The sequence below is a fragment of the Uliginosibacterium sp. sgz301328 genome (genome assembly GCF_041807905.1).
Lineage (GTDB): Bacteria > Pseudomonadota > Gammaproteobacteria > Burkholderiales > Rhodocyclaceae > JBGVSA01.
This window is the reverse complement of sequence record NZ_JBGVSA010000015.1, coordinates 24,789-45,464: the sequence shown is the minus strand read 5'-3', so window position 1 is coordinate 45,464 and position 20,676 is coordinate 24,789. Positions and strand designations below refer to the sequence as shown.

20 protein-coding genes are annotated in these 20,676 nt (G+C 62.7%); 7 read left to right on the top strand and 13 right to left on the bottom strand.

The window, feature by feature from the left end:
- Positions 1 to 9 precede the first annotated feature (9 nt).
- The 6 genes from ACDA63_RS12680 to ACDA63_RS12655 form a co-directional block, all read right to left on the bottom strand.
- Entirely contained in the window at positions 10 to 435 is a 426-nt protein-coding gene (locus tag ACDA63_RS12680; RefSeq protein WP_373663622.1) for a peptidylprolyl isomerase, read from the bottom strand.
- Positions 432 to 938: a signal peptidase II gene (lspA, locus tag ACDA63_RS12675; protein WP_373663621.1), complete on the bottom strand. Its 507-nt coding sequence runs from the start codon at positions 936 to 938 to the stop codon at positions 432 to 434. The genes ACDA63_RS12680 and lspA overlap by 4 nt, the downstream gene beginning before the upstream one ends.
- A 1-nt stretch (position 939) precedes the next feature.
- Complete coding sequence (locus tag ACDA63_RS12670; protein ID WP_373663620.1) at positions 940 to 1,464, bottom strand: GNAT family N-acetyltransferase; 525 nt, start codon at positions 1,462 to 1,464, stop codon at positions 940 to 942.
- A gap of 5 nt (positions 1,465 to 1,469) precedes the next feature.
- Positions 1,470 to 4,259, bottom strand: coding sequence for an isoleucine--tRNA ligase (gene ileS / locus ACDA63_RS12665; RefSeq protein ID WP_373663619.1), 2,790 nt, complete (start codon positions 4,257 to 4,259; stop codon positions 1,470 to 1,472).
- Positions 4,260 to 4,318: 59 nt separating this feature from the next.
- Positions 4,319 to 5,251, bottom strand: coding sequence for a bifunctional riboflavin kinase/FAD synthetase (locus ACDA63_RS12660; RefSeq protein ID WP_373663618.1), 933 nt, complete (start codon positions 5,249 to 5,251; stop codon positions 4,319 to 4,321).
- Between the two features lie 80 nt (positions 5,252 to 5,331).
- A complete protein-coding gene (locus tag ACDA63_RS12655; RefSeq protein WP_373663617.1) occupies positions 5,332 to 6,099 on the bottom strand; it encodes a ParA family protein in 768 nt (255 codons plus the stop codon).
- Between the two features lie 102 nt (positions 6,100 to 6,201).
- Here ACDA63_RS12655 and ACDA63_RS12650 point away from each other — a divergent pair, with 102 nt between their 5' ends.
- Both ACDA63_RS12650 and ACDA63_RS12645 read left to right on the top strand, forming a co-directional pair.
- A complete protein-coding gene (locus ACDA63_RS12650; protein ID WP_373663616.1) occupies positions 6,202 to 6,651 on the top strand; it encodes a hypothetical protein in 450 nt (149 codons plus the stop codon).
- Between the two features lie 49 nt (positions 6,652 to 6,700).
- Positions 6,701 to 7,801 (top strand): rhomboid family intramembrane serine protease, encoded by a 1,101-nt coding sequence (locus tag ACDA63_RS12645; RefSeq protein WP_373663615.1) that lies wholly within the window; start codon positions 6,701 to 6,703, stop codon positions 7,799 to 7,801.
- 75 nt (positions 7,802 to 7,876) lie between these two features.
- Here the strand turns inward: ACDA63_RS12645 and ACDA63_RS12640 are convergent, their stop codons facing one another.
- Together ACDA63_RS12640 and aceA are read right to left on the bottom strand one after the other, a co-directional pair.
- Positions 7,877 to 8,263, bottom strand: coding sequence for an STAS/SEC14 domain-containing protein (locus ACDA63_RS12640; RefSeq protein ID WP_373663614.1), 387 nt, complete (start codon positions 8,261 to 8,263; stop codon positions 7,877 to 7,879).
- Positions 8,264 to 8,407: 144 nt separating this feature from the next.
- Positions 8,408 to 9,715: an isocitrate lyase gene (gene aceA / locus ACDA63_RS12635; RefSeq protein WP_373663613.1), complete on the bottom strand. Its 1,308-nt coding sequence runs from the start codon at positions 9,713 to 9,715 to the stop codon at positions 8,408 to 8,410.
- A 431-nt stretch (positions 9,716 to 10,146) separates the two neighbouring features.
- Here aceA and ACDA63_RS12630 point away from each other — a divergent pair, with 431 nt between their 5' ends.
- Positions 10,147 to 10,932 (top strand): hypothetical protein, encoded by a 786-nt coding sequence (locus ACDA63_RS12630; protein WP_373663612.1) that lies wholly within the window; start codon positions 10,147 to 10,149, stop codon positions 10,930 to 10,932.
- Between the two features lie 90 nt (positions 10,933 to 11,022).
- On the opposite strand, the gene clpA is transcribed toward ACDA63_RS12630, so the two are convergent.
- Positions 11,023 to 13,308, bottom strand: coding sequence for an ATP-dependent Clp protease ATP-binding subunit ClpA (clpA, locus tag ACDA63_RS12625; RefSeq protein WP_373663611.1), 2,286 nt, complete (start codon positions 13,306 to 13,308; stop codon positions 11,023 to 11,025).
- On the bottom strand, positions 13,309 to 13,617 hold the full coding sequence (gene clpS / locus ACDA63_RS12620) for an ATP-dependent Clp protease adapter ClpS (protein WP_373663610.1): 309 nt from the start codon (positions 13,615 to 13,617) through the stop codon (positions 13,309 to 13,311).
- Between the two features lie 515 nt (positions 13,618 to 14,132).
- Here clpS and ACDA63_RS12615 point away from each other — a divergent pair.
- From ACDA63_RS12615 to ACDA63_RS12600, 4 genes are all read left to right on the top strand, one after another.
- On the top strand, positions 14,133 to 14,339 hold the full coding sequence (locus tag ACDA63_RS12615; RefSeq protein ID WP_373663609.1) for a cold-shock protein: 207 nt from the start codon (positions 14,133 to 14,135) through the stop codon (positions 14,337 to 14,339).
- Between the two features lie 133 nt (positions 14,340 to 14,472).
- On the top strand, positions 14,473 to 15,015 hold the full coding sequence (locus tag ACDA63_RS12610) for an rRNA large subunit pseudouridine synthase E (RefSeq protein WP_373663608.1): 543 nt from the start codon (positions 14,473 to 14,475) through the stop codon (positions 15,013 to 15,015).
- 93 nt (positions 15,016 to 15,108) lie between these two features.
- The gene (locus ACDA63_RS12605) at positions 15,109 to 15,549 is read left to right on the top strand and encodes a DUF192 domain-containing protein (protein WP_373663607.1); all 441 of its coding nucleotides are present in this window, start codon (positions 15,109 to 15,111) and stop codon (positions 15,547 to 15,549) included.
- Positions 15,550 to 15,578: 29 nt separating this feature from the next.
- Complete coding sequence (locus ACDA63_RS12600; protein WP_373663606.1) at positions 15,579 to 16,214, top strand: Vat family streptogramin A O-acetyltransferase; 636 nt, start codon at positions 15,579 to 15,581, stop codon at positions 16,212 to 16,214.
- Between the two features lie 12 nt (positions 16,215 to 16,226).
- On the opposite strand, the gene holA is transcribed toward ACDA63_RS12600, so the two are convergent.
- The 3 genes from holA to leuS form a co-directional block, all read right to left on the bottom strand.
- Positions 16,227 to 17,228: a DNA polymerase III subunit delta gene (gene holA / locus ACDA63_RS12595; RefSeq protein WP_373663605.1), complete on the bottom strand. Its 1,002-nt coding sequence runs from the start codon at positions 17,226 to 17,228 to the stop codon at positions 16,227 to 16,229.
- Between the two features lie 10 nt (positions 17,229 to 17,238).
- Positions 17,239 to 17,808: an LPS assembly lipoprotein LptE gene (gene lptE / locus ACDA63_RS12590; protein WP_373663604.1), complete on the bottom strand. Its 570-nt coding sequence runs from the start codon at positions 17,806 to 17,808 to the stop codon at positions 17,239 to 17,241.
- Between the two features lie 82 nt (positions 17,809 to 17,890).
- A complete protein-coding gene (leuS, locus tag ACDA63_RS12585; RefSeq protein ID WP_373663682.1) occupies positions 17,891 to 20,533 on the bottom strand; it encodes a leucine--tRNA ligase in 2,643 nt (880 codons plus the stop codon).
- Between the last annotated feature and the right edge of the window lie 143 nt (positions 20,534 to 20,676).

Below are 20,676 nucleotides of genomic sequence, written 5' to 3'. Positions count from 1 at the left end.
TTCCGGCGTTCAAATGACGCCGATGATCTGGACTTCGAACTTTACCGCGCGCCCGGCGAGCGGATGGTTAAAGTCGATGACGGCTTCGGTATCGGTCAGCTCGCGCACCAGCCCGGGATAGCTGCTGCCGTCGGGGGCCGGGAACGACAGCACCGTGTGCTCTTCCAGGTACAACTCGGGAGGCACATCGCTGCGTCTGACGCGCTCGACCAACTGCGGGTTGTACTGGCCGAAAGCCTCGCCGGCGGCCATGTCAAAGGTCCTGTGGGCACCGGGGGCCAGCCCGATCAGGTGGGCTTCCATGGACGGCGCCAGCTCGCCCGCGCCCATCTGCATGGTGGCCGGGGTCGACTCGAAGGTGGAGATGAACACCGCGCCCGACTCCGGATGCATGACGCGGAAGTTCAGAGTAACGAGGCTGTTGGGGCCGATCATGTGCTGCTCGCTTTCGTTCTTTTGGCGGCCTGACCCTCGCGCAGTTGCGCCAGCACCATCAGCGCCACGCCGACGCAGATGGCCGAGTCGGCCACGTTGAATGCCGGCCAGCCGAGGCTGCCCGCGTGGAAATACAGAAAATCGACCACGGCGCCATGCGCCAGCCGATCGACGACGTTGCCGATGGCGCCGCCGATGACCAGCGAGAACGCCAGCGGCTGCAGGGTTTCGCCGCGATGGCGCCACAGCAACTGAAGCAGCCAGCCGCAGATCACCACGGCCAGGATCACGAAGAACCACCGCTGCCAGCCCGAATGGTTGGCGAGAAAGCTGAATGCCGCGCCGCGGTTGAAGACGAACACAATGTCGAAGAAATCCGTCACGCGGATGGCGTCGCCGTAGGCAAGCCTTTGCTGGATCAACCATTTGGTGAACTGGTCGATCACAACGACGGCGCCGGCCAGACCTAGCCACAGGGCGAATCGTTTGTTGAGGTTGTTCATGTCAGTCGTCGTTATCTTCCGCCAGTCTGGCGAACATCATGCGGTCGACCAGCCGACCTTCCTTGGTGACGCTCCGGCGCAGGACGCCTTCGCGAGCGAAGCCGCATTTTTCGAGCACCCGCATCGAGGCAGGATTCCATTCCAGCACCGCGGTGTCCAGCCGTTTCAGGCCCAACTCGTCGAAGGCGTAGTTGCACACGCCGCCAACCACTGCCGTTGCGATGCCCCGGCCCCAGAACGGCTCGCCGAGCCAGTACGCGATGCCCGCCGAGTGGGCCTCTGGCTCGCCCCGCAACATCAGGCTCACTCCGCCCGCCAGGGCATCGTCCACCTCGATGGCCCATGCCGTCCGCTGGCGTCCATCCATGCACTGGCCGACCCACGACACCGCGTGCAGCAACTGGTACGGCGACGGCAGCACCAGCATGTTGCGCGCGATGCGCGGATTGTTCGCCAACTGCGGTAGTGCGGCAATGTCGCCCGGCGCCCAGTCGCGCACGCTCGCAATGCCGCAATCCAGGTACATCGGTCTCAGGCGTGCGAGCGGACTTCGCCCGCGCCGTAAAGGTTGGCCACGCAACGGCCGCACAGTTCTGGGTGCTCGGCATGCGCGCCGACATCGGCGCGATAGTGCCAGCAGCGTCCGCACTTTTCCTCGGAAGAGGGCTGTACGTCGATGCGTTCGTCCCCTTGCACCAGCGTCGCCTTGGACGTGATGAAGACGAACTTCAAATCCTCGCCCAGGCTGGCCAGCGCATCGTAGGTCTGGCCTGTAGCCTGCACGGTGACTTCCGCCTGCAGCGATGAGCCGACCTTGCCTTCGGTGCGCACAGATTCGATAGCCTTGGCGACCTCGCCGCGCACGGCGCGAATGCGGCCCCAGCGTTCCAGCAAGGCCTCTTCGTTCTGACCCGGCGAGGGCAGGACGTGGAAGGTATGCAGCATGACGCTGTCATCGACATTGCCACTCAATACCTGCCAGATTTCTTCGGCGGTGAAGGACAGGATCGGCGCCATCAGCTTCACCACCGTCTGCGTGATGTGCCACAGCGCGGTCTGTGCCGAGCGTCGGGCCGGCGCGTCGGGTGCCGAGGTGTACAGACGGTCCTTGAGGATGTCGAGGTAGAAGCTGCCCATGTCATCCGAACAGAACAACTGCAGCGCCTGCACGATGCGATGGAAATCGTAGCTGTCGTAGTCGGCCTTGCACTGCACCGCGAGCTTGCGCGTGAGTGCCAGCGCGTAGCGGTCGATATCCAGCCACTGCTCGACCGGGACCGCATGCTTGGCAATGTCGAAGTCGGCGGTGTTGGAGAGCAGGAAGCGCAGCGTGTTGCGCAGGCGGCGATAGACCTCGACCACGCGGTCGAGAATCTGCTTGGATGCGGCCAGTTCGCCCGAGTAATCGGTGCTGGCGACCCACAGGCGCAGAATTTCGGCGCCCAGCTTGTCGTTGATTTCGTCCGGCAGAATCGTGTTGCCGAGCGACTTGCTCATCTTGCGGCCCTTCTCGTCCACCGTGAAACCATGGGTGAGCAGCGCCTTGTAAGGCGCGTGGCCGTCGATAGCCGCGCCCGTGAGCAGCGACGAGTGGAACCAGCCGCGATGCTGGTCGGAGCCTTCGAGGTACAGGTCCGCGCGCGGGCCGACGACATGGCCGTCCGGATGCGAGCCGCGCAGCACGTGCCAGTGCGTGGTGCCGGAGTCGAACCACACGTCCAGCGTGTCGCTGATCTTGTCGTATTGGCTCGCTTCAGCGCCCAGCAACTCGGTTGCGTCGAGCTTGAACCACGCTTCGATGCCGGCTTGTTCAACGCGCTGTGCGACTTGTTCCATCAACTCGACAGTGCGCGGATGCAGCTCGCCCGTTTCCTTGTGCAGGAAGAACGGGATAGGCACACCCCAGTTGCGCTGGCGCGAGATGCACCAGTCGGGCCGGCCGGCGATCATGGCGTGCAGGCGCGGCTTGCCCCAACCGGGGTAGAAGGCGGTGGCTTCGATCGCTTCGAGCGCACGTGCGCGCAGCGGCTCGCCACTGACCGGTTGCTTGTCCATGCCGATGAACCATTGCGCGGTGGCACGATAGATGATCGGCGTCTTGTGGCGCCAGCAATGCATGTAGCTGTGCGTGATGACTTCGTGCTTGAGCAGGCTGCCGACTTCGCGCAGTTTTTCGACGATGTGCGGATTCGCCTTCCAGATCATCTGGCCGCCAAAGAACTCCAGCGTTGGCACGTAAACACCGTTGCCCTGGACCGGGTTGATGATTTCGTCGAAACCGCGACCGTAGGCCCGCCAGGTGTTGAAGTCGTCCGCGCCGTAGGCGGGGGAGGAGTGGACCAGGCCCGTGCCGGCATCCAGCCCGACGTAGTCCGCCAGGTAGACCGGCGACAGGCGGTCATAGAACGGATGGCGGAAGTTGATGCCGTCCAGTGCGGCGCCCTTGGTTTTGGCGACGACCTTGCCTTCGACCTCGTAACGCTTGAGCACGCCTTCGACCAGTTCGGCCGCCAGCACCAGCAGCTTATCGCCGACGTCGACGAGCGAGTACTCAAATTCCGGATGCAGGTTGATCGCCTGGTTGGCAGGGATCGTCCACGGCGTGGTGGTCCAGATTACCGCGTACGCAGGCTTGGGCAGTGAGCCGAGACCGAAAGCGGCAGCCAGCTTGTCGGCATCGGCGACCGGGAAGGCCACGTCGATGGCGTCGGACTTTTTGTCTTCGTATTCGACTTCGGCCTCGGCCAGCGCGGAACCACAGTCGAAGCACCAGTTGACCGGCTTGAGGCCTTTGAAGACAAAGCCGGCCTTGACGATTTCCGCCAGCGCGCGGATTTCTCCGGCCTCATTGGCGAACGCCATGGTCAGGTACGGATTGTCCCAGTCGCCCAGCACGCCAAGGCGGATGAAGCCTTCTTTCTGGATGGCGACCTGTTCAGTGGCGTAGGCGCGGCACAGTTCGCGCACCTTGTCGGCCGGCAGATTCTTTCCGTGAGTGACTTCAACCTTATGTTCGATGGGCAGGCCGTGGCAGTCCCAACCCGGCACGTAGGGCGCATCGAAGCCGGCCAGCGTCTTGGAACGAACGATGATGTCCTTGAGCACCTTGTTGAGGGCGTGCCCCAGGTGAAGGCTACCGTTGGCGTACGGAGGGCCGTCATGCAGGATGAACTTGGGGCGACCGGCGCTGACCGTACGAATCTTGTCGTACAGCTTTTTCTGTTGCCATTGTTGGACCCAGCCCGGTTCGCGGCGGGGCAGATCACCCCGCATCGGAAACGGGGTGTCGGGCATGTTCAGCGTCTGTCGATATTCAGCCATGGTCGTTTAGTGGTCCTGCTACAAGTCGCGGCCCGCGCCACCCGGCGTAGGCCTGCAAATCAGTTCTGACGCGCGGCGAAAAAGCTGCGCACGTCCCTGCAATCCTGTTCGATCGCGGCGGTCAGTTCGGCCAGCGATGCGAATTTGGCCTCGGAGCGGATTTTCTTGAGAAACCGCACCGACAGCCGCTGGTGATAGAGATCACCGTCAAAGTCCAGTATGTACACCTCCAGCCGCAGCGCCAGCCGCTCGCCGATGGTGGGACGCACGCCAATGCTGGCAGCGCCCATCGCGCCTTTGAGCGGACCGCCGTCCACCGTTACGGCGAAAATGCCCGACAGCGGCATGCTCTTTTGCGTGAGCTGGATGTTGGCCGTGGGAAAGCCGATCGTCCGCCCGATCTCGTCGCCGTGCATGACGCGCCCGATCACGTCGAACGGCTCGCCCAGCAAGCGGTTGGCGTGATCCATGTCGCCATCCTGCATGGCAGCGCGTACCGCCGAACTGGATACGCGTTCGCCTTCGAGCTCGACGGTGTGCATCGACTCGACCTGGAAGCCGCGCAGGCTGCCTGCCGCCTTGAGCGTTTCAAAGTTGCCCTGCCGGCCTCGTCCGAAACAGAAGTCGTCGCCGATGATCAGGTGGCGCGCCCGCAGCCCGCGGACCAGCACCGTGTCGATGAATTCATCGGCGGTCAGTGCTGCAAAACGCTTCGAAAAACGCTGTACGTAGACGTTGTCGATGCCTTCGTTTTCGAGCAATTCGAGCTTGCGCCGCAGGCTGGTCAGCCGGGGGGGCGCCGCATCGGGCGCGAAGAATTCGCGCGGATGCGGCTCGAACGTGAGCACGCTGGCCGGCAGGCCGAGCGCCCGCGCGCGGCTTTTGAGCTGCGCCAGCAGGGCCTTGTGACCCAGGTGCACGCCATCGAAATTGCCGATGGTCAGCACGCACGGTGTGTCAGTCGCGGACGGAACGCCCCGATAAACCAGCATAAATGCCTGAGGCAAAAGGGTGAATTATAGCGGGAGAGGACCCCTCCGGCGAGTGGCCGATAGCGGCCGCGAACGGAGGTTCAGCCAGCTTCCAGCCCATCGTGCAGGGCCACGAATTCTTGCGTGAGCTTGTGGCGTGCATCGAGATAGATCATCGGACGCGCCAACTGGTGCGACTCGCGGATGCGGACCGACGAGGACAGGTAGTGCGGCAGGATCGGCAGGCCTTCCTCGAGCAGTTCCTGGACGATCTGGCGCGGCAGACTGGCGCGCGGCTGGAACTGATTGACCACGATGCCCTCGACGCGCAGGTCGGGATTGTGGTCGGCACGGATTTCTTCGACGTTGTCGAGCAGGGCATAGAGCGCGCGGCGCGAGAAATCGTCGCAATCGAAAGGGATCAGGCACGCGTCGGCTGCAATCATCGCCGAACGCGTATAGAAATTCAGCGCCGGCGGCGTGTCGACGTAGATGCGGTCGAAATCCTCGGACAGATCGGCCAGTGCTTCGCGCAGTTTGAAGATCTTGTAGCGCGATTCGAGCTTGCCCATCAGTTCTTCGAGCCGTGGCGACGAAGCGATCAGCGACAGATTCTCAAAGGGCGTGGCCTGTACGAAGCCGCTCGGCGGCAGGCTGTCGAAGCGCAGCGTCAGCGTCTGGTCGAAGAAGCCAGCGATGGTGGGCGCTTCCGCATCGGCTTCGCCCATCAGGTAGTGGGTCGAATTCCCTTGCGGATCGAGATCGATCAGCAGCGTACGCAGTCCGCGCGAAGCGGCAATGGCGGCGAGATTGCAGGCAATCGTCGATTTGCCGACGCCGCCCTTCTGGTTGAAGACCACGCGTTTCATGTCCGCTGCCCTCGAGTGATAAATTCCACGTCGCATTGTGCCAAAATCCTGCTGCGGCGCAGTGACAGTCTTACGGCCGGATAACAACAATTCAAGGACACCATGTTTTCTTTCCTGCGCTACGCTGCCGCAGTTCTCATTGTCGCGTGCAGCCCGCTGGCCCATGCTGCTGAACTCATCTCCGTCGGCGGCGGCTCTCACCATTTCGAACGCGATCTGGGTCTGAACGAGGCCAACTACGGACTGGGATACGAACGCGACATCAATGACGAGTGGACCTGGGCAGCGGGCGTCTATAAGAACAGCATCAAGCGCGCAAGCTTCTATCTGCTGGGCAACTACTATCCGTTCGATCTCGGCGCGGGATTTCGCGCCGGACTCACGGGCGGGTTGATGTCGGGCTACCATCAGTCGCCGATCATTCCGATGCTGGCGCCGACGATCGAATGGCGCGGCAAGTGGGTCGCCATCCAGTCCTACGTGGTGCCGACGGTCAAGCCCTACGTCGATGGCGCCATCATCTTCCAGCTCAAGTTCTTCATCAGCCACTAGGTCGTGCCGCGAGCATTCGCGGGGCTGAGCGTACAGGAGGTTCACTATCGTGGATGAAGTCCACTTCTTCCGGGCGCTTCATACGCGCGTGCCGCGCACGCCGGCCACTGCGGCGATCGTGGTGCTGTGCGTACTGGTCTATGCCGCGCAGACCCTGCGCGCCGGCATGATGTTCTCGATGCCTGTCGCGGTCCTGCGCGACATGGGGGCCAACTTTGCGCCGCTCGTGCACGCGGGCGAGCCGTGGCGGCTGGTCACTTCGATTTTCCTGCACGGCAATCCCATCCATATCGCCTTCAACATGATGGCGCTGTGGCAGATCGGCCAGATCGCCGAGCGCCTGTTCGGCAGCGCGGCGTTTGCGTTGTTATTCCTCGTCACGGGCGTGGTCGGGGCTCTGTCCAGCAATTGGTGGGGGCCGCTGACGGTGAGCGTGGGCGCTTCGGGCGCCATATTCGGCGTAGCCGGCGCATTGCTGGCGTATCTCTTCGTATGCAGGGGGCAGATGCCGGTGAGCGTGCTGCAGCAGACGCGCGGCAGCATGCTGGCTTTTGTTGCTTATTCGTTGTTTGCCGGTGCGGCGGTGCCGGGCATCGACAACGCGGCGCACGGCGGAGGGCTGCTCGCCGGGCTCATCGCCGGTGCGGGTTTTGCTCTGCCAGTGACTTCTCGCCTGTCTGTCGCGTGGCTACGCCCGCGTGCCTGGCTCGCGTTGGCAGCGCTGGCGTTGGTGGGCTGGTGGCTGTGGTCCAACGTATCGGCCGACGTGCGCGACTATTCCAAGCGCGAAGCGCTGTTCCGGGCTGTCGATGCGATGTCGCGCGATCCGCTGGATGCGGCCGCATCGAAACTGGTATCGCAACAACAGACGGACGCCGCCGACCCCTCGGCGGCGCGTGCCCTGTTCGATGCGGCGGATTCGCTGCAACGGCATGCGGACGTCATCGCGCGGCTCGATGTGCCGGTGGATGCCGCCGAGTGGCGTGACACGGTCGTGGAATACATCCGATTGCGCGCGCAATTGCAGCGCGCGCTGGGCAGATGGCTGCAGACGCGGGATGCCGGTGCGCTCGCCGAAGCGCAGCGCCTGCGTCCGCAGATGGAGGCGCTTGACGCGCGTTTGCGCCAATTGCCGTTGGGCAAGCGGTAAAGGCCGGGGGGCACCCGGGCGGGTGCGCAAGTACTGCGTGCGTACCCTGTCCCGGGCGGTTGGTCGGACGATCGATCAGCCGGCGGGTTGGGTTCCGGCTTCTGGCGCCTCGGTCGGCTGGTCGCCAAGCCAGGCGCGTGCGCTTTCCTCGTCCTGGAAGACGCGGATGTCCGCCTTGCTGTAGACCTGCGAGAGAAACGCGCCCCAGGTCATGAGGTTGTCGTTGGTGAGGACGGCGACGCGCGCGAAATCGGTCTTGTGTGCGCGGCTGAAGCGGAATTCCTCGAGCAACGCATCGATGGTGACGCCTGTCACATCCCGGAAGTCCAGCAGCAGGTCGATCTCGCCGTTGAAGCGGATGCGGTAGTTGGCTTGTTCTTCGAAGACCTTGTAGTCGGCGAGCGTGATTTCCCCGAACGCACGTACCTCGACGCGGCTGGGAAAGACCTCGGTTGTCATCATGGCGGCACCTCCGATCAGTGTGTCCTGATGGGACAAGGCGCCGCCCTGATTGTTGCAGCGGGGTTGCAACGAGTGGCCCGGCGCCCGCCCATCCACTCACTATAGATGTCGCGCGCGAAGGGGCGAGCGCCGCTTCAGGCCCGCCTAATGCCGGTCAAGAAATTGCTCGTTCTCGGTCGAACCATGCAGCGCGGTGGTCGACGACTGCCCGCCTTCGATGACCTGCGTGACGGCATCGAAGTACCCCGTGCCCACTTCGCGTTGGTGACGTACTGCGGTAAAGCCGCGCTCGGCCGCCGCGAATTCCGCCTGCTGCAATTCGACGAATGCCGCCATGTTGCGGCGGGCGTAGCCGTGTGCCAGGTCGAACATGCCGTAATTGAGGCTGTGGAAGCCCGCGAGCGTGATGAACTGGAACTTGTAGCCCATGGCGCCGAGTTCTTTTTGGAAGCGCGCGATGGTTGCGTCGTCGAGATTTTTCTTCCAGTTGAATGAAGGCGAACAGTTGTAGGCCAGCATCTTGCCCGGGTGTTCGCGGTGGATGGCCTCTGCAAAGGCGCGGGCGTAGGCGAGGTCCGGCTTGCCGGTTTCGCACCAGACAAGGTCGGCGAAAGGCGCGTAGGCCAATCCGCGCGAAACGGCTTGTTCGAGGCCGGCGCGGGTGCGATAGAAACCTTCAGCCGTGCGTTCGCCGGTGCAGAAGGGCTTGTCATTGTCGTCGACGTCCGCCGTCAGCAGATCCGCCGCTTCCGCATCGGTGCGCGCCACCAGCAAGGTGGGAGCACCCAGCACATCGGCAGCCAGTCGTGCAGCGATCAGTTTGGCGACCGCCTCGCGTGTCGGGACCAACACTTTGCCGCCCATGTGGCCGCATTTCTTCACCGAGGCGAGCTGATCTTCGAAGTGCACGCCGGCGGCACCCGCATCGATCATCGATTTCATGAGTTCGAACGCGTTGAGCACACCGCCAAAGCCGGCCTCCGCATCCGCCACGATTGGGGCGAAGTAGTCGATGTAATCGGCATCCGTCGGCTCCTTGCCTTCGGCCCACTGGATCTGGTCGGCGCGCGCGAAGGTGTTGTTGATGCGGCGGACGACGGAGGGCACGGAGTTGGCGGGGTAGAGCGACTGATCGGGATACATCTCGCCAGCGAGATTGGCATCGCCCGCCACCTGCCAGCCGGACAGATAGATTGCCTTCAGGCCTGCCTTGACCTGCTGCATGGCCTGGTTGCCGGTCAGCGCGCCGAGTGCCGGGACAAAGGGCTCGTTCTGGAGCAACTGCCAGAGTCGTTCCGCGCCACGACGGGCCAGCGTGTTTTCGGGCTGCAGCGATCCACGTAGTCGGACGACTTCACTTGCCTCATAACCGCGACGCACGCTGCGCCAACGGGGATTCTCTGCCCAGTCACGACGCAGGGCTTCGGCTTGCTGCTCTCTGTTCATGGCCACTCTCCTCTCAGGTCGGGTTGGGTCAGTATAGGGGGGATTGTGGCTCTTGTGTGTTATGTCTTATATATGAGTCGATTTTGTTTTATGCTTGAAAATCATAGGGATGCAGGTTTCATCCCACAACGTGAAACGAAATTGCGCTTTGCACAAATCGAACCGGTTGCCGTGTGATGTTCGGAAGGCCGCCCGCTCTCCGGCAAACCAACGTCCAGGAATCTCAGGCCGAGCAGGGAAAACAGCGTCTGATTGTTCTCTTGTTGACAGAGACCGCGCTGATCACGTCGTCGGGCCTCTCCGGCTCGCCGCAGTGAAGTCAAAAGTGTGCTCCGTTGGAACCGCGTGCGCAGAACTGCTTGTGGGGCGAGCGGTCCATGGGGGGCCGGCGACATGCCCTCTGGCGTGTGCGCCGTCTGTTGTGAAAAAGGACTCCGATGTTTATCAATACCGTATCGCTGCGGCTCGCATTTATGCTGGGTTGCTTTGTTTCCACTGCACACGCGCAATCCGCGACCGAACACAAAGAAGTTGCCCCTGCGTGCTCGGCTTATGTTGATTTGCTGAGCGTACCGACCATAGCGGCATGGTACGAAGAGCGTATGCCCACCGCTCTACCGTTCAAGGCCAAAGAGCTGTCTCGCGATGCGTATCGCGCACAGTTGCTGAAATTCATACCGACCGACAGCGAGAAGGAATGCAACCGCTGGATGACGGGGCAATTGATGACACTACAAGAGAACTTTGACGGCTACTCCGATGAGATCGACGCCTTGTTGCCGGAAAGTTGCGGACAGTATCGAGCCGCATATCGGGAGACGATGGAGGCGCAACTCTTTGGAGACGAAAGCAAGTTGACTCAGGGCGTGACCAAACACGACAGTAGTCTGCTGCAGTTGAAGGCGGCGAATCCGCAAGCCGTCCCGAAATACTGCGCTTACGGCGAACAGATATGGAGTCGCACTGACGAACTGGCGGCGAGCGATTTCGATGACGCCAAGCGCAATTATCCGTTACCCAAAGTGTGCGACGAGGGTTACGACAAGCTGAAAGAAGAAGCCTTTCCCGCATCGTCACCGAAGACCTTTAGTGCTGCGTGGGTCCAGGCGGCACTCAAGAGAGCGCTACCCGTGGTGCTGAACATGCGGGCGTATCTCGCGTTGCGCTATGCAGATCAGCCCGAAGAGCTTGAAGCCGAGTGCCGCAGCCGTCTGCGACTGTAAGGTCGCGGGCGCGAAGCGAGCGAGAATGGCAAAAAAAAGAAGGCCCTTCAATGAAGGGCCTTCTTTGCCTTGCGCGCGGCAAGGAGCGGATCAGGCGATCGCTTCCGCCGACTGGTCTTCGAACTCCAGCTTTACCTCGCCGGCTTCGTCCACGTCGATGGTGACGCGTCCGCCGTTGGCAAGGCGACCGAACAACAACTCGTCGGCCAGCGCCGAGCGGATCGTATCCTGGATGAGCCGCGCCATGGGCCGCGCTCCCATGAGCGGGTCGAAGCCCTTGGACGCCAGCCAGTCCTTGAGCTTGTCGGTAAAGGCGACCTCCACCTTTTTCTCCTGGAGCTGGCCTTCGAGCTGGATCAGGAACTTGTCGACCACGCGCATGATGATCTCGTGGTCCAGCGCCTTGAACGAAATGACTGCATCCAGCCGATTGCGGAATTCCGGCGTGAACAGGCGTTTGATTTCGCCCATTTCGTCTCCGGTCTGCCGGGTGGCCGTGAAACCCATCGTTGACTTGGTCAGCGTTTCCTGTCCGGCGTTGGTCGTCATGATGAGTATCACGTTGCGGAAATCCGCCTGCCGGCCGTTGTTGTCGGTCAGCTTGCCGTGGTCCATCACCTGCAACAGGATGTTGTAGATGTCCGGGTGCGCCTTTTCGATTTCGTCGAGCAACAGCACGCAGTGCGGCTTCTTCGTCACCGCTTCGGTGAGCAGGCCTCCCTGGTCGAAACCGACGTATCCCGGCGGCGCGCCGATCAGACGACTGACCGCGTGGCGCTCCATGTACTCGGACATGTCGAAGCGCACCAGTTCGATGCCTAGCGTGTAGGCCAACTGGCGGGCGACTTCGGTCTTGCCGACGCCGGTGGGGCCGCTGAACAGGAACGAGCCGATCGGCTTCTGCGGATTGCCAAGACCCGAGCGCGACATTTTGATCGCACGGGCCAGTGCATCGATGGCGGCATCCTGGCCGAAGACCATGTTCTTCAGGTCGCGGTCGAGCTTCTGCAGCGCGGTGCGGTCATCAGTCGATACGCTGCGCGGCGGAATACGCGCGATCTTGGCGACGATCTCCTCGATCTCGCCCTTGCCGATCGTCTTCTTCTGCTTGGACTTGGGCAGGATGCGTTGTGCCGCACCGGCTTCGTCGATCACGTCGATGGCCTTGTCCGGCAGGTGGCGATCGTTGATATAGCGTGCGGAGAGTTCTGCCGCACTGGTGATCGCGGCGGTCGAATACTTCACACCGTGGTGTTCTTCGAAACGCGACTTGAGGCCCTTGAGGATCTCGATCGTCTCCGGCACCGACGGCTCGTGCACGTCGATCTTCTGGAAGCGCCGGGACAGGGCATGGTCCTTCTCGAAGATATTGCGGAATTCGGTGTACGTTGTCGCACCGATGCACTTGAGCTGGCCGGACGACAGCGCCGGCTTGAGCAGGTTGGAGGCGTCGAGCGTCCCGCCCGACGCGGCACCCGCGCCGATCAGCGTGTGAATTTCATCGATGAAGAGGATCGCGTTCTGGTTTTCGACCAGTTGCTTGAGCACTGCCTTGAGTCGTTGCTCGAAGTCGCCGCGATACTTGGTGCCCGCCAGCAGCGCGCCCATGTCGAGCGCATACACCTGCGCACCTTCGAGGATCTCCGGCACGCGGCCTTCCACGATGCGGCGCGCCAGGCCTTCCGCGATGGCGGTCTTGCCCACGCCAGCCTCACCGACGAGCAGGGGATTGTTCTTGCGACGGCGGCACAGCGTCTGGATGACGCGCTCCAGCTCCTTGTCGCGGCCGATGAGCGGGTCGATCTTTCCAACCAACGCCTGCTGGTTCAGGTTCTGGGTGAAGTTCTCCAGTGCGCCGCCCGGTGTGGCGTTCTCGCCATCGGATGCTTCGTTATCACCTGCATCGGAAGCCGGCTTGCTGGCGTTGCCTGCCTGCTGCTGGGGCGTCTTGGTGATGCCGTGGGCGATGAAGTTCACCACGTCCAGGCGCGTGATGCCCTGGCGCTGCAGGAAGTAGACCGCGTGCGAATCCTTCTCGCCGAAGATCGCCACCAGCACATTGGCGCCGGTGACTTCTTTCTTGCCCGAAGACTGCACGTGCAGGATCGCGCGCTGGATCACGCGCTGGAATCCCAGCGTCGGCTGCGTATCGATGTCATCGCTGCCCGACACCGTCGGGGTATGTTCTGCGATGAAATTGTTCAGCTCGCGCCGCAACTCCTCGATATTGACCGCGCAGGCCCGCAGCACTTCGGCCGCCGAGGGGTTGTCGAGCAGCGCAAGCAGCAGGTGTTCAACAGTAATGAACTCATGCCGCTTCTGCCGTGCCTCGACGAAGGCCATGTGCAGACTGACTTCAAGTTCTTGCGCGATCATTTACTCTTCCTCCATCACACAGGCCAGCGGGTGCTGGTGCTGACGTGCGTAGCTGCTGACCTGTTCGACTTTCGTCGCGGCAATATCCCGCGGAAACACTCCGCAGATACCCATTCCGTCTTGATGAACTTGGAGCATCACGCGAGTGGCGCGTTCCCTGTCCATCGAGAAGAATCGTTGCAGAACCACCACCACGAAATCCATCGGGGTGTAGTCATCATTGAGAAGGATTACCTTATAGAGCTTAGGGGGCTGAAGCTTTGTGCGCTCAGCTTCCAGCACGGAATCCTGTTGCCTGCGGGTTGCCATGCGGCCCATTCTAATCGCTTCAAACGAGACTTCAAGGACGAGATTTCGCGTCTTCTGTGGCGCTAATTCCACGTTTCCCGTGGGGTTTCGGCTGCCGCATCCGACGCCCGCGAAGACACTCCCACCGACACCTAGCAACGTGTGTGCCGGTTGTGTTCTGCATTGAATCGCGTTCTGCCCTTTCATCCCATCGCAACGTCGGCCCGTGTGGCGACGATGTGTCCGCCGGACGGCATCTCTGCCGCGCGCGGATGTGCGAATGGCGTTTGGCAAACTTGCCTGACAGGTCGATGCGGGGTTCTCTGTCTATATGGTGACGGACGCCTACAACACAAGCCCTTTAGAACCGTTGACGTATTCCATTGGTTTAGCGTAAAAGCGCGCTTGTGACAGCTTGCGTGGCGCAGCTACCTGATTCATCGGGAAAAATCGCACCGCCAGCCCCACGGAGAGACCGCCTTGCGCGGGACAAAAAAAGCAACTCATGTAACCAAAGGAATAGAAGGAAACCTGCAATGCCAAACGGTACTGTTAAGTGGTTCAACGATGCCAAGGGCTTCGGCTTCATTACCCCGGAAGACGGTAGCGAAGACCTGTTCGCGCATTTCTCCGCCATCAATATGAGCGGTTTCAAGACCCTGAAGGAAGGGGACAAGGTCTCGTTCGACGTGCTGCAAGGCCCCAAGGGCAAGCAGGCTTCGAACATCCAGCGCAGCAGCTGATATTCCTCGGCGGGTCGTATCACATACGGCCAGCCGCCTGCGTCCGCTCCGGGGGCGGACGCAGCATTTGGCTTTCCTCGCTCCTCTCCGCCCCTGGTTTGCCCGGCCGGCCGTCTCTGGTAAGGTCCGGCGAATGTCGCGGATCATACTTTTCAACAAACCTTTCGGCGTGCTGAGCCAGTTCACGCCCGAAGCAGGCCATCGCTCGCTGGCCGATTTCATCGATGTCCCCGATGTCTACGCCGCAGGCCGGCTCGATGCCGACAGCGAGGGGCTGCTGCTGCTCACCGACGACGGCGCCTTGCAGCATCGCCTGGCAGATCCACGACACAAACAACCCAAGGTGTATCTCGCGCAGGTCGAGGGCGTGCCGTCGGACGCCGCCCTTGCCCAACTGCAACGAGGCGTGGACCTCGGCGATTTCGTGACCCGGCCGTGCGAGGCCACCGTGGCCGGCGACCCTGCGTGGCTGTGGCCGCGCAATCCGCCCATCCGCGAGCGCAAGGCGATCCCGACCGCATGGTTGCGCATCGTTCTGCGCGAGGGACGCAATCGACAGGTGCGCCGAATGACCGCCAAGGTCGGCCTGCCTACCTTGCGGTTGATCCGCGTGTCGATCGGTGCGTGGGAACTCGGTAATCTTTCGCCGGGGCAGTGGCGCGACGCTGGTGCGTAACGCGGCGATGGCCGTCAACCTGCACCACCTTGGACCGTTACAGACAGAGACCGTCGGTGTCGAGCCGGCGATTTTGATTACATGGAGTCGTGGATGATCCGTTCAATGTTCGTTGCCGGCGCATTTCTGCTGGCCGCCGGTGCCAGTCTGGCGCAATCGATGCCTCGCATGGACCTGTCGATCGGCATGTTCCGCATCGATGCAGAAGTCGCGGCCGACAACCCGTCGCGCATGCAGGGGCTCATGTATCGCAAGACCATGCCGCCGGCGGCAGGCATGTTGTTTGTCTTTCCGGCCGATCAGCGCCACTGCATGTGGATGAAGAACACGCTGTTGCCGCTTTCGGTGGCGTTCATCGATGCCAAGGGCGTGATCATCAACATCGAAGAGATGGCACCGCAGACCGAGGATTCCCATTGCGCCCTCGATCCGGCCCGCTACGCGCTGGAAATGAACGCGGGCTGGTTCAAGAGCAAGAACATCAAGCCCGGGGCGAAGATCACCGGCATCGAGCGCGCGCCGGCACCGCAGTAAGGCCACGCGCAACGGCGTCGAATCCGGCGATGAACGGCCCCGATCCTCGCAATCCGCATCCGATGGCAGGCTTCCCCCAGGTCTGCTTCATCAAGAACACCGTACGCAATCCGAACATCGTGGTGGGTGACTACACCTACTACGATGATCCGGACGGCGCGGAGAACTTCGAGCGCAACGTCCTCTATCACTTCCCCTTCATTGGCGACCGGCTCGTGATCGGAAAGTTCTGCGCGTTGGCGCGTGGCGTCCGCTTCATCATGAACGGCGCGAATCACCGGATGTCGGGCGTATCGACCTATCCCTTCCAGATTTTCGGCAATGGGTGGGAGAAGGTGATGCCTGCGCCTTCCGATCTGCCGTACAAAGGGGACACCCTCGTCGGCAACGATGTCTGGATCGGCTATGACGCTCTCATCATGCCGGGTGTGAAAATCGGCAATGGTGCCATCGTGTCCGCTGGCGCTGTTGTGACCAAAGACGTGCCGGCCTACGCCATCGTCGGCGGCAATCCGGCCGACGTCATTCGGTATCGTTTCTCGCCGGATGACATAGCCATGCTCGAAGCACTGGCGTGGTGGGATTGGCCGATCGACAGAATCACCCGGCACCTCCAAGTGATTGCAGCGGGGGATGTTGCCGCGTTGGCGGCGTGCAGCGAGTGAGGCGCCAGCGGGTCAGGCGCGAACGCGCAAGGCCAACTGCAGGAACTCGTCCCACACGTCGCCGGTGACCAGTCCTTTGACCATGCGGTCGATGCGGGCTGCGTGCATCAGGGCCGCCCGCAGGGCTGCACCTCGCAGGCGTTGGGCCGCGCGGCGCACCAGCGCCTGTCGCGGGCCGAATACCCGTTCGGCACGCAAGGCCGCGTCGGGCGACGATCCTGTATCCAGCGCCGCGCGCACGTTGGCGAGCGTGCGGATTTCGTTGGCCATCGCCCACAGCACCAGCGGGGTTGCCGCACCCTCTCCCTTGAGTCCGTCAAGCAGGCGCGCACAGCGCGCGGCGTCGCCTTCCAGCAGGGCGGTGCGCAGTTTCTCCGTGTCGTAGCGCGCCACGTGCAACACCGCGTCGCTGACTTGCTCGAGCGTGAGCGCGCCTTCCGGGTAGAGCAGGGCGAGCTTCTGGATTTCCTGGTGCGCTGCCAGCAGATTGCCTTCCACGTGGTCGGCGATGAATTGCAGCGCATCGCGGGGCGCGGTCTGTCTTTGTGCCGACAGCCGGCCGGCGATCCACTGCGGCAGCTCTGCCAGTTGCGGCGCGTTGCACTCGATGGCCTCACCGGCTTCGGACAAGGCGACGAACCACGAGGTCTTGCGCGCCGCCCAATCCATCTGCGGCAGCGTGACGAGCGTGATGACCGCGCCGGAAGGGTCGAGATCTTTGGCGTAACGCACCAACGCGTCGCCGCCATCTCGCCCCGGCTTGCCGGTGGGGATGCGCAGGTCGACCAGCTTGGCTTCGCCGAACAGCGACATGTTTCCCGAGGCGAGCCCGAGCTGATCCCACTTGAAGCCTTGCGTGACGACGAGTACCTCGCGCTCCGTTACGCCGCGCTGGCGAGCGGCTGCCCGGATCGCATCGCCCGCTTCGATGACGAGCAGGGGCTCGTCGCCGTGCAGCACGTACAGCGGGGCGAGCTGTCGTTCCAGATGCGAGGCGAGCTGGTCCAGGCGCATGGGGCTGCGATCAGCGTCCGGCGGGGGCGGGTTGCTCGACGACCGGCGCGGACTGATCGGCCGCCGGAATCCTGGCCACGGACAGGCGACGGATTAGTTGCTGCACCACGTCGTGCTCCATGTCGCGATAGAGCTGGGCTTCTTCCTGTTCCTTCGCCAGCGTCTGCGAATCGTTGAAGGTGATGTCGCGGAACACGTAGATGTCGTTGTACGGCACCAATTCCATCCCCTTGCTATCGAGCAGGCGGAAGGCAAAGTGCTGGCGCAACTGATATTCGCGCACCGTGCCGTCCGACTTCAGCGAGAGGATCGCCTTTTCGCGGCTGTCATTGGCGACCACCAGTTGCACCTGCGCCTGGTCGGGGCTCTCGGCGATCACCACGCCACCGTTCGCACGTAGTTGGCGCTTGATGTCGACGGCCAGTTCCGAGTACGGGCTCATCGCCAGATAAATGCTGGAGAACGGCATCGGGCGGGGGCCACGCAACTGGAACCCGCATGCAGCCAGCGTGAGCGCAAGCAACGCGGCAGCGACCATGCGCCACGTGCGCGGCGCAATCAAAGAGGCGGATCGATTCATCGTATTCCTTGCCAGTCCTGGCGAAAGTGCAGCGTCACGTTAGGGAAAGCACGGGCTCGGCCGGAGCCGAGCGCATGCCACGTCAGACGACGATATTGACCAGACGGCCCGGCACGACGATGACCTTCTTCGCCGGCTTGCCTTCCATGAATTTCTGCGCGGCTTCCGAGGCGACCGCGGCGGCCTCGATGGCGGCGCGGTCGGCCTGCGCCGGCACCTTCACCGCGCCCCGCGTCTTGCCTGAAATCTGCAGCACCAGTTCGATTTCGTCCTGGGCGAGCGCGGCCTCCAGCGGTTCCGGCCACTCGGCGGCGAGGATGTCCTTGCTGTAGCCGAGCGCGTCCCAAAGGTAGTGCGTAACGTGCGGCGTGATCGGCGAGAGCACGCGCAGCAGAATACCGAAGCACTCGACGATCACCTCGGCGGCGATGGACGAGTCGCGGGGCCCCTTTTCCAGGGCGTTGAGCATTTTCATGGTGGCAGATGCCACCGTGTTGAACTGCTGCTTGCCGAGGTCATAGTTGGCCTGGCGCAGCAACAGGTGCACTTCGCGGCGCAGCGCGGCCAGATCGTCCGGCAGCTTGGCGGAGCCCAGGGTCGCCTGCGCCGGCAACTGCGGACGCACCACGGTCGACACGACATGGCCGAAGTTCCACACGCGCTTGAGGAAACGGTGTGCGCCTTCGATGCCCGCGTCGGACCATTCCAGCGTCTGCTCCGGCGGCGACGCGAACATCATGAAGAAGCGCGCCGTATCGGCCCCGTAGGTTTCGATCATCGACTGCGGATCGACGCCGTTGCGCTTGCTCTTGCTCATCGTGCCGAAGCCGCCGTAGTCGACCGGCTGGCCGTCGCGCAGTGCGGTGGCGCCCGTGACGCGGCCCGAGGCGTCGTGCTGCAACTCGACTTCTTCCGGCGCAAACCACTCGATGCCGGTCTTGTCGCTGCGGCGCGAGAACAGGTGGTTGAGCACCATGCCCTGCGTGAGGAGCCGCTTGAACGGTTCGCGGTATTTCACCAGTCCGAGGTCGCCCATCACCTTGCTCCAGAAGCGCGAATACAGCAGGTGCAGGATGGCGTGTTCGATACCGCCGATGTACTGGTCGACCGGCATCCAGTAATCCGCGCGGGCGTCGACCATGGCCTGATCGTTGTTCGGGCAGGTGAAGCGCGCGTAATACCAGGACGAATCCACGAAGGTGTCCATGGTGTCGGTCTCGCGTCGCGCAGCCTTGCCGCATTGCGGGCAGTCGACGTGGAGGAAGTCCTCACGCTTGTTCAGCGGATTGCCTGAGCCGTCCGGCACGCAGTCTTCGGGCAGCACGACCGGCAACTGGCTGTCCGGCACCGGGACCGAACCGCAATCGTCGCAATGAATGATGGGAATCGGGCAGCCCCAGTAGCGCTGGCGCGAAATGCCCCAGTCGCGCAGGCGCCATTGCACCTTCTTGTCGCCGGCCTGTGCCGCCTTGAGGTCGGCCGCCACGGCGTCGACAGCGGCGGTGTAGCCGAGTCCATCGTACTTGCCGGAATTGACGCAGTAGCCATCCTTGGTGCCATACCACTCTTGCCACGCATCCGTGGAGAACGGCTTGTCGCGGCCTTCGGCGTCCTTTTCGCTGATGACCTGCTCGATGGGCAGCGAATATTTCTGCGCGAAGTGGAAATCGCGTTCGTCATGACCCGGCACGGCCATCACAGCGCCGTCGCCGTAGCTCATCAGCACGTAGTTGCCGACCCACACGTCGACCGGCTTGCCCGTCAGCGGGTGGCGCACGGTCAGGCCGGTGGGCAGGCCTTCCTTCTCCATGGTCGCCATGTCGGCTTCCATGACCGAGCCGTGCTTGCATTTTTCGATGAAGGCGGCCAGTTCCGGGTTGTTCTGCGCGGCCAGCGTGGCCAGCGGGTGCTCGGCAGCCACGGCACAGAACGTCACGCCCATGATGGTGTCGGCGCGCGTGGTGAACACCCACAGCTTGCCGTCGCCGATGAGTGCGCCGGATGCGTCGCGGATGTCGTGCGGGAAGGCAAAGCGCACGCCGGTGCTCTTGCCGATCCAGTTGGCCTGCATCAGGCGTACGCGCTCGGGCCAGTCGTCGAGTGTGTCGAGGTCGCCCAGCAGTTCTTCAGCGTAGTCGGTAATGGCGAGGTAGTAGCCCGGGATTTCGCGCTTTTCGACCACCGCGCCAGTACGCCAGCCGCGACCGTCGATGACCTGCTCGTTGGCCAGCACGGTCTGGTCGACCGGGTCCCAGTTCACGACCTGGGTCTTCTTGTAGGCGATACCCTTTTCGAGCATGCGCAGGAAGAGCCATTGGTTCCATTTGTAGTAATCGGCGTCGCAGGTGGCGACTTCACGGCTCCAGTCGATGGCAAAACCCAGCGACTGAAGCTGTTTTTTCATGTAGGCGATGTTGTCGCGCGTCCACTTGGCCGGCGGCACGCTGTTCTGGATCGCGGCATTCTCGGCCGGCAGGCCGAAGGCGTCCCAGCCCATCGGTTGCAGCACATTGAAACCGCGCATCTTGTGGAAGCGGGTCAGCACGTCGCCTATGGTGTAGTTGCGCACGTGGCCCATGTGCAGCTTGCCGGAGGGGTAGGGGAACATCGACAGGCAGTAGTACTTGGGGCGCGAAGGGTCTTCGCTCACCTTGAATGCCTGGGTGGATTCCCAGAACGCCTGCGCCGCTTTTTCGACGGCGGTGGGTTCGAATTTCTCCGGAATGTGCTGCGCGGACATGAATGGGCTCGGTTGAAAAGCAAAACGCGCATTTTAGCAGGGCGGCGCCGGTTCTTGATTCTGGATCAAGCCGGCGGCGGAGCCGGGCCCAGACAATGCGCCGGCGCAAATGACGCGCATCAGAAAGG

Bases quoted from the DNA above. Each gene is read 5' to 3' on its own strand.
- ACDA63_RS12650 (WP_373663616.1), top strand. From the start codon at position 6,202: ATGTTTTCTTTCCTGCGCTACGCTGCCGCAGTTCTCATTGTCGCGTGC.
- holA (WP_373663605.1), bottom strand. From the start codon at position 17,228: ATGCGCCTGGACCAGCTCGCCTCGCATCTGGAACGACAGCTCGCCCCG.
- lspA (WP_373663621.1), bottom strand. From the start codon at position 938: ATGAACAACCTCAACAAACGATTCGCCCTGTGGCTAGGTCTGGCCGGC.
- ACDA63_RS12630 (WP_373663612.1), top strand. From the start codon at position 10,147: ATGTTTATCAATACCGTATCGCTGCGGCTCGCATTTATGCTGGGTTGC.
- ileS (WP_373663619.1), bottom strand. From the start codon at position 4,259: ATGGCTGAATATCGACAGACGCTGAACATGCCCGACACCCCGTTTCCG.
- ACDA63_RS12615 (WP_373663609.1), top strand. From the start codon at position 14,133: ATGCCAAACGGTACTGTTAAGTGGTTCAACGATGCCAAGGGCTTCGGC.
- ACDA63_RS12670 (WP_373663620.1), bottom strand. From the start codon at position 1,464: ATGTACCTGGATTGCGGCATTGCGAGCGTGCGCGACTGGGCGCCGGGC.
- ACDA63_RS12660 (WP_373663618.1), bottom strand. From the start codon at position 5,251: ATGCTGGTTTATCGGGGCGTTCCGTCCGCGACTGACACACCGTGCGTG.
- ACDA63_RS12600 (WP_373663606.1), top strand. From the start codon at position 15,579: ATGAACGGCCCCGATCCTCGCAATCCGCATCCGATGGCAGGCTTCCCC.
- ACDA63_RS12640 (WP_373663614.1), bottom strand. From the start codon at position 8,263: ATGATGACAACCGAGGTCTTTCCCAGCCGCGTCGAGGTACGTGCGTTC.
- clpS (WP_373663610.1), bottom strand. From the start codon at position 13,617: ATGGCAACCCGCAGGCAACAGGATTCCGTGCTGGAAGCTGAGCGCACA.
- ACDA63_RS12680 (WP_373663622.1), bottom strand. From the start codon at position 435: ATGATCGGCCCCAACAGCCTCGTTACTCTGAACTTCCGCGTCATGCAT.
- clpA (WP_373663611.1), bottom strand. From the start codon at position 13,308: ATGATCGCGCAAGAACTTGAAGTCAGTCTGCACATGGCCTTCGTCGAG.
- ACDA63_RS12605 (WP_373663607.1), top strand. From the start codon at position 15,109: ATGATCCGTTCAATGTTCGTTGCCGGCGCATTTCTGCTGGCCGCCGGT.
- ACDA63_RS12610 (WP_373663608.1), top strand. From the start codon at position 14,473: ATGTCGCGGATCATACTTTTCAACAAACCTTTCGGCGTGCTGAGCCAG.
- lptE (WP_373663604.1), bottom strand. From the start codon at position 17,808: ATGAATCGATCCGCCTCTTTGATTGCGCCGCGCACGTGGCGCATGGTC.
- ACDA63_RS12655 (WP_373663617.1), bottom strand. From the start codon at position 6,099: ATGAAACGCGTGGTCTTCAACCAGAAGGGCGGCGTCGGCAAATCGACG.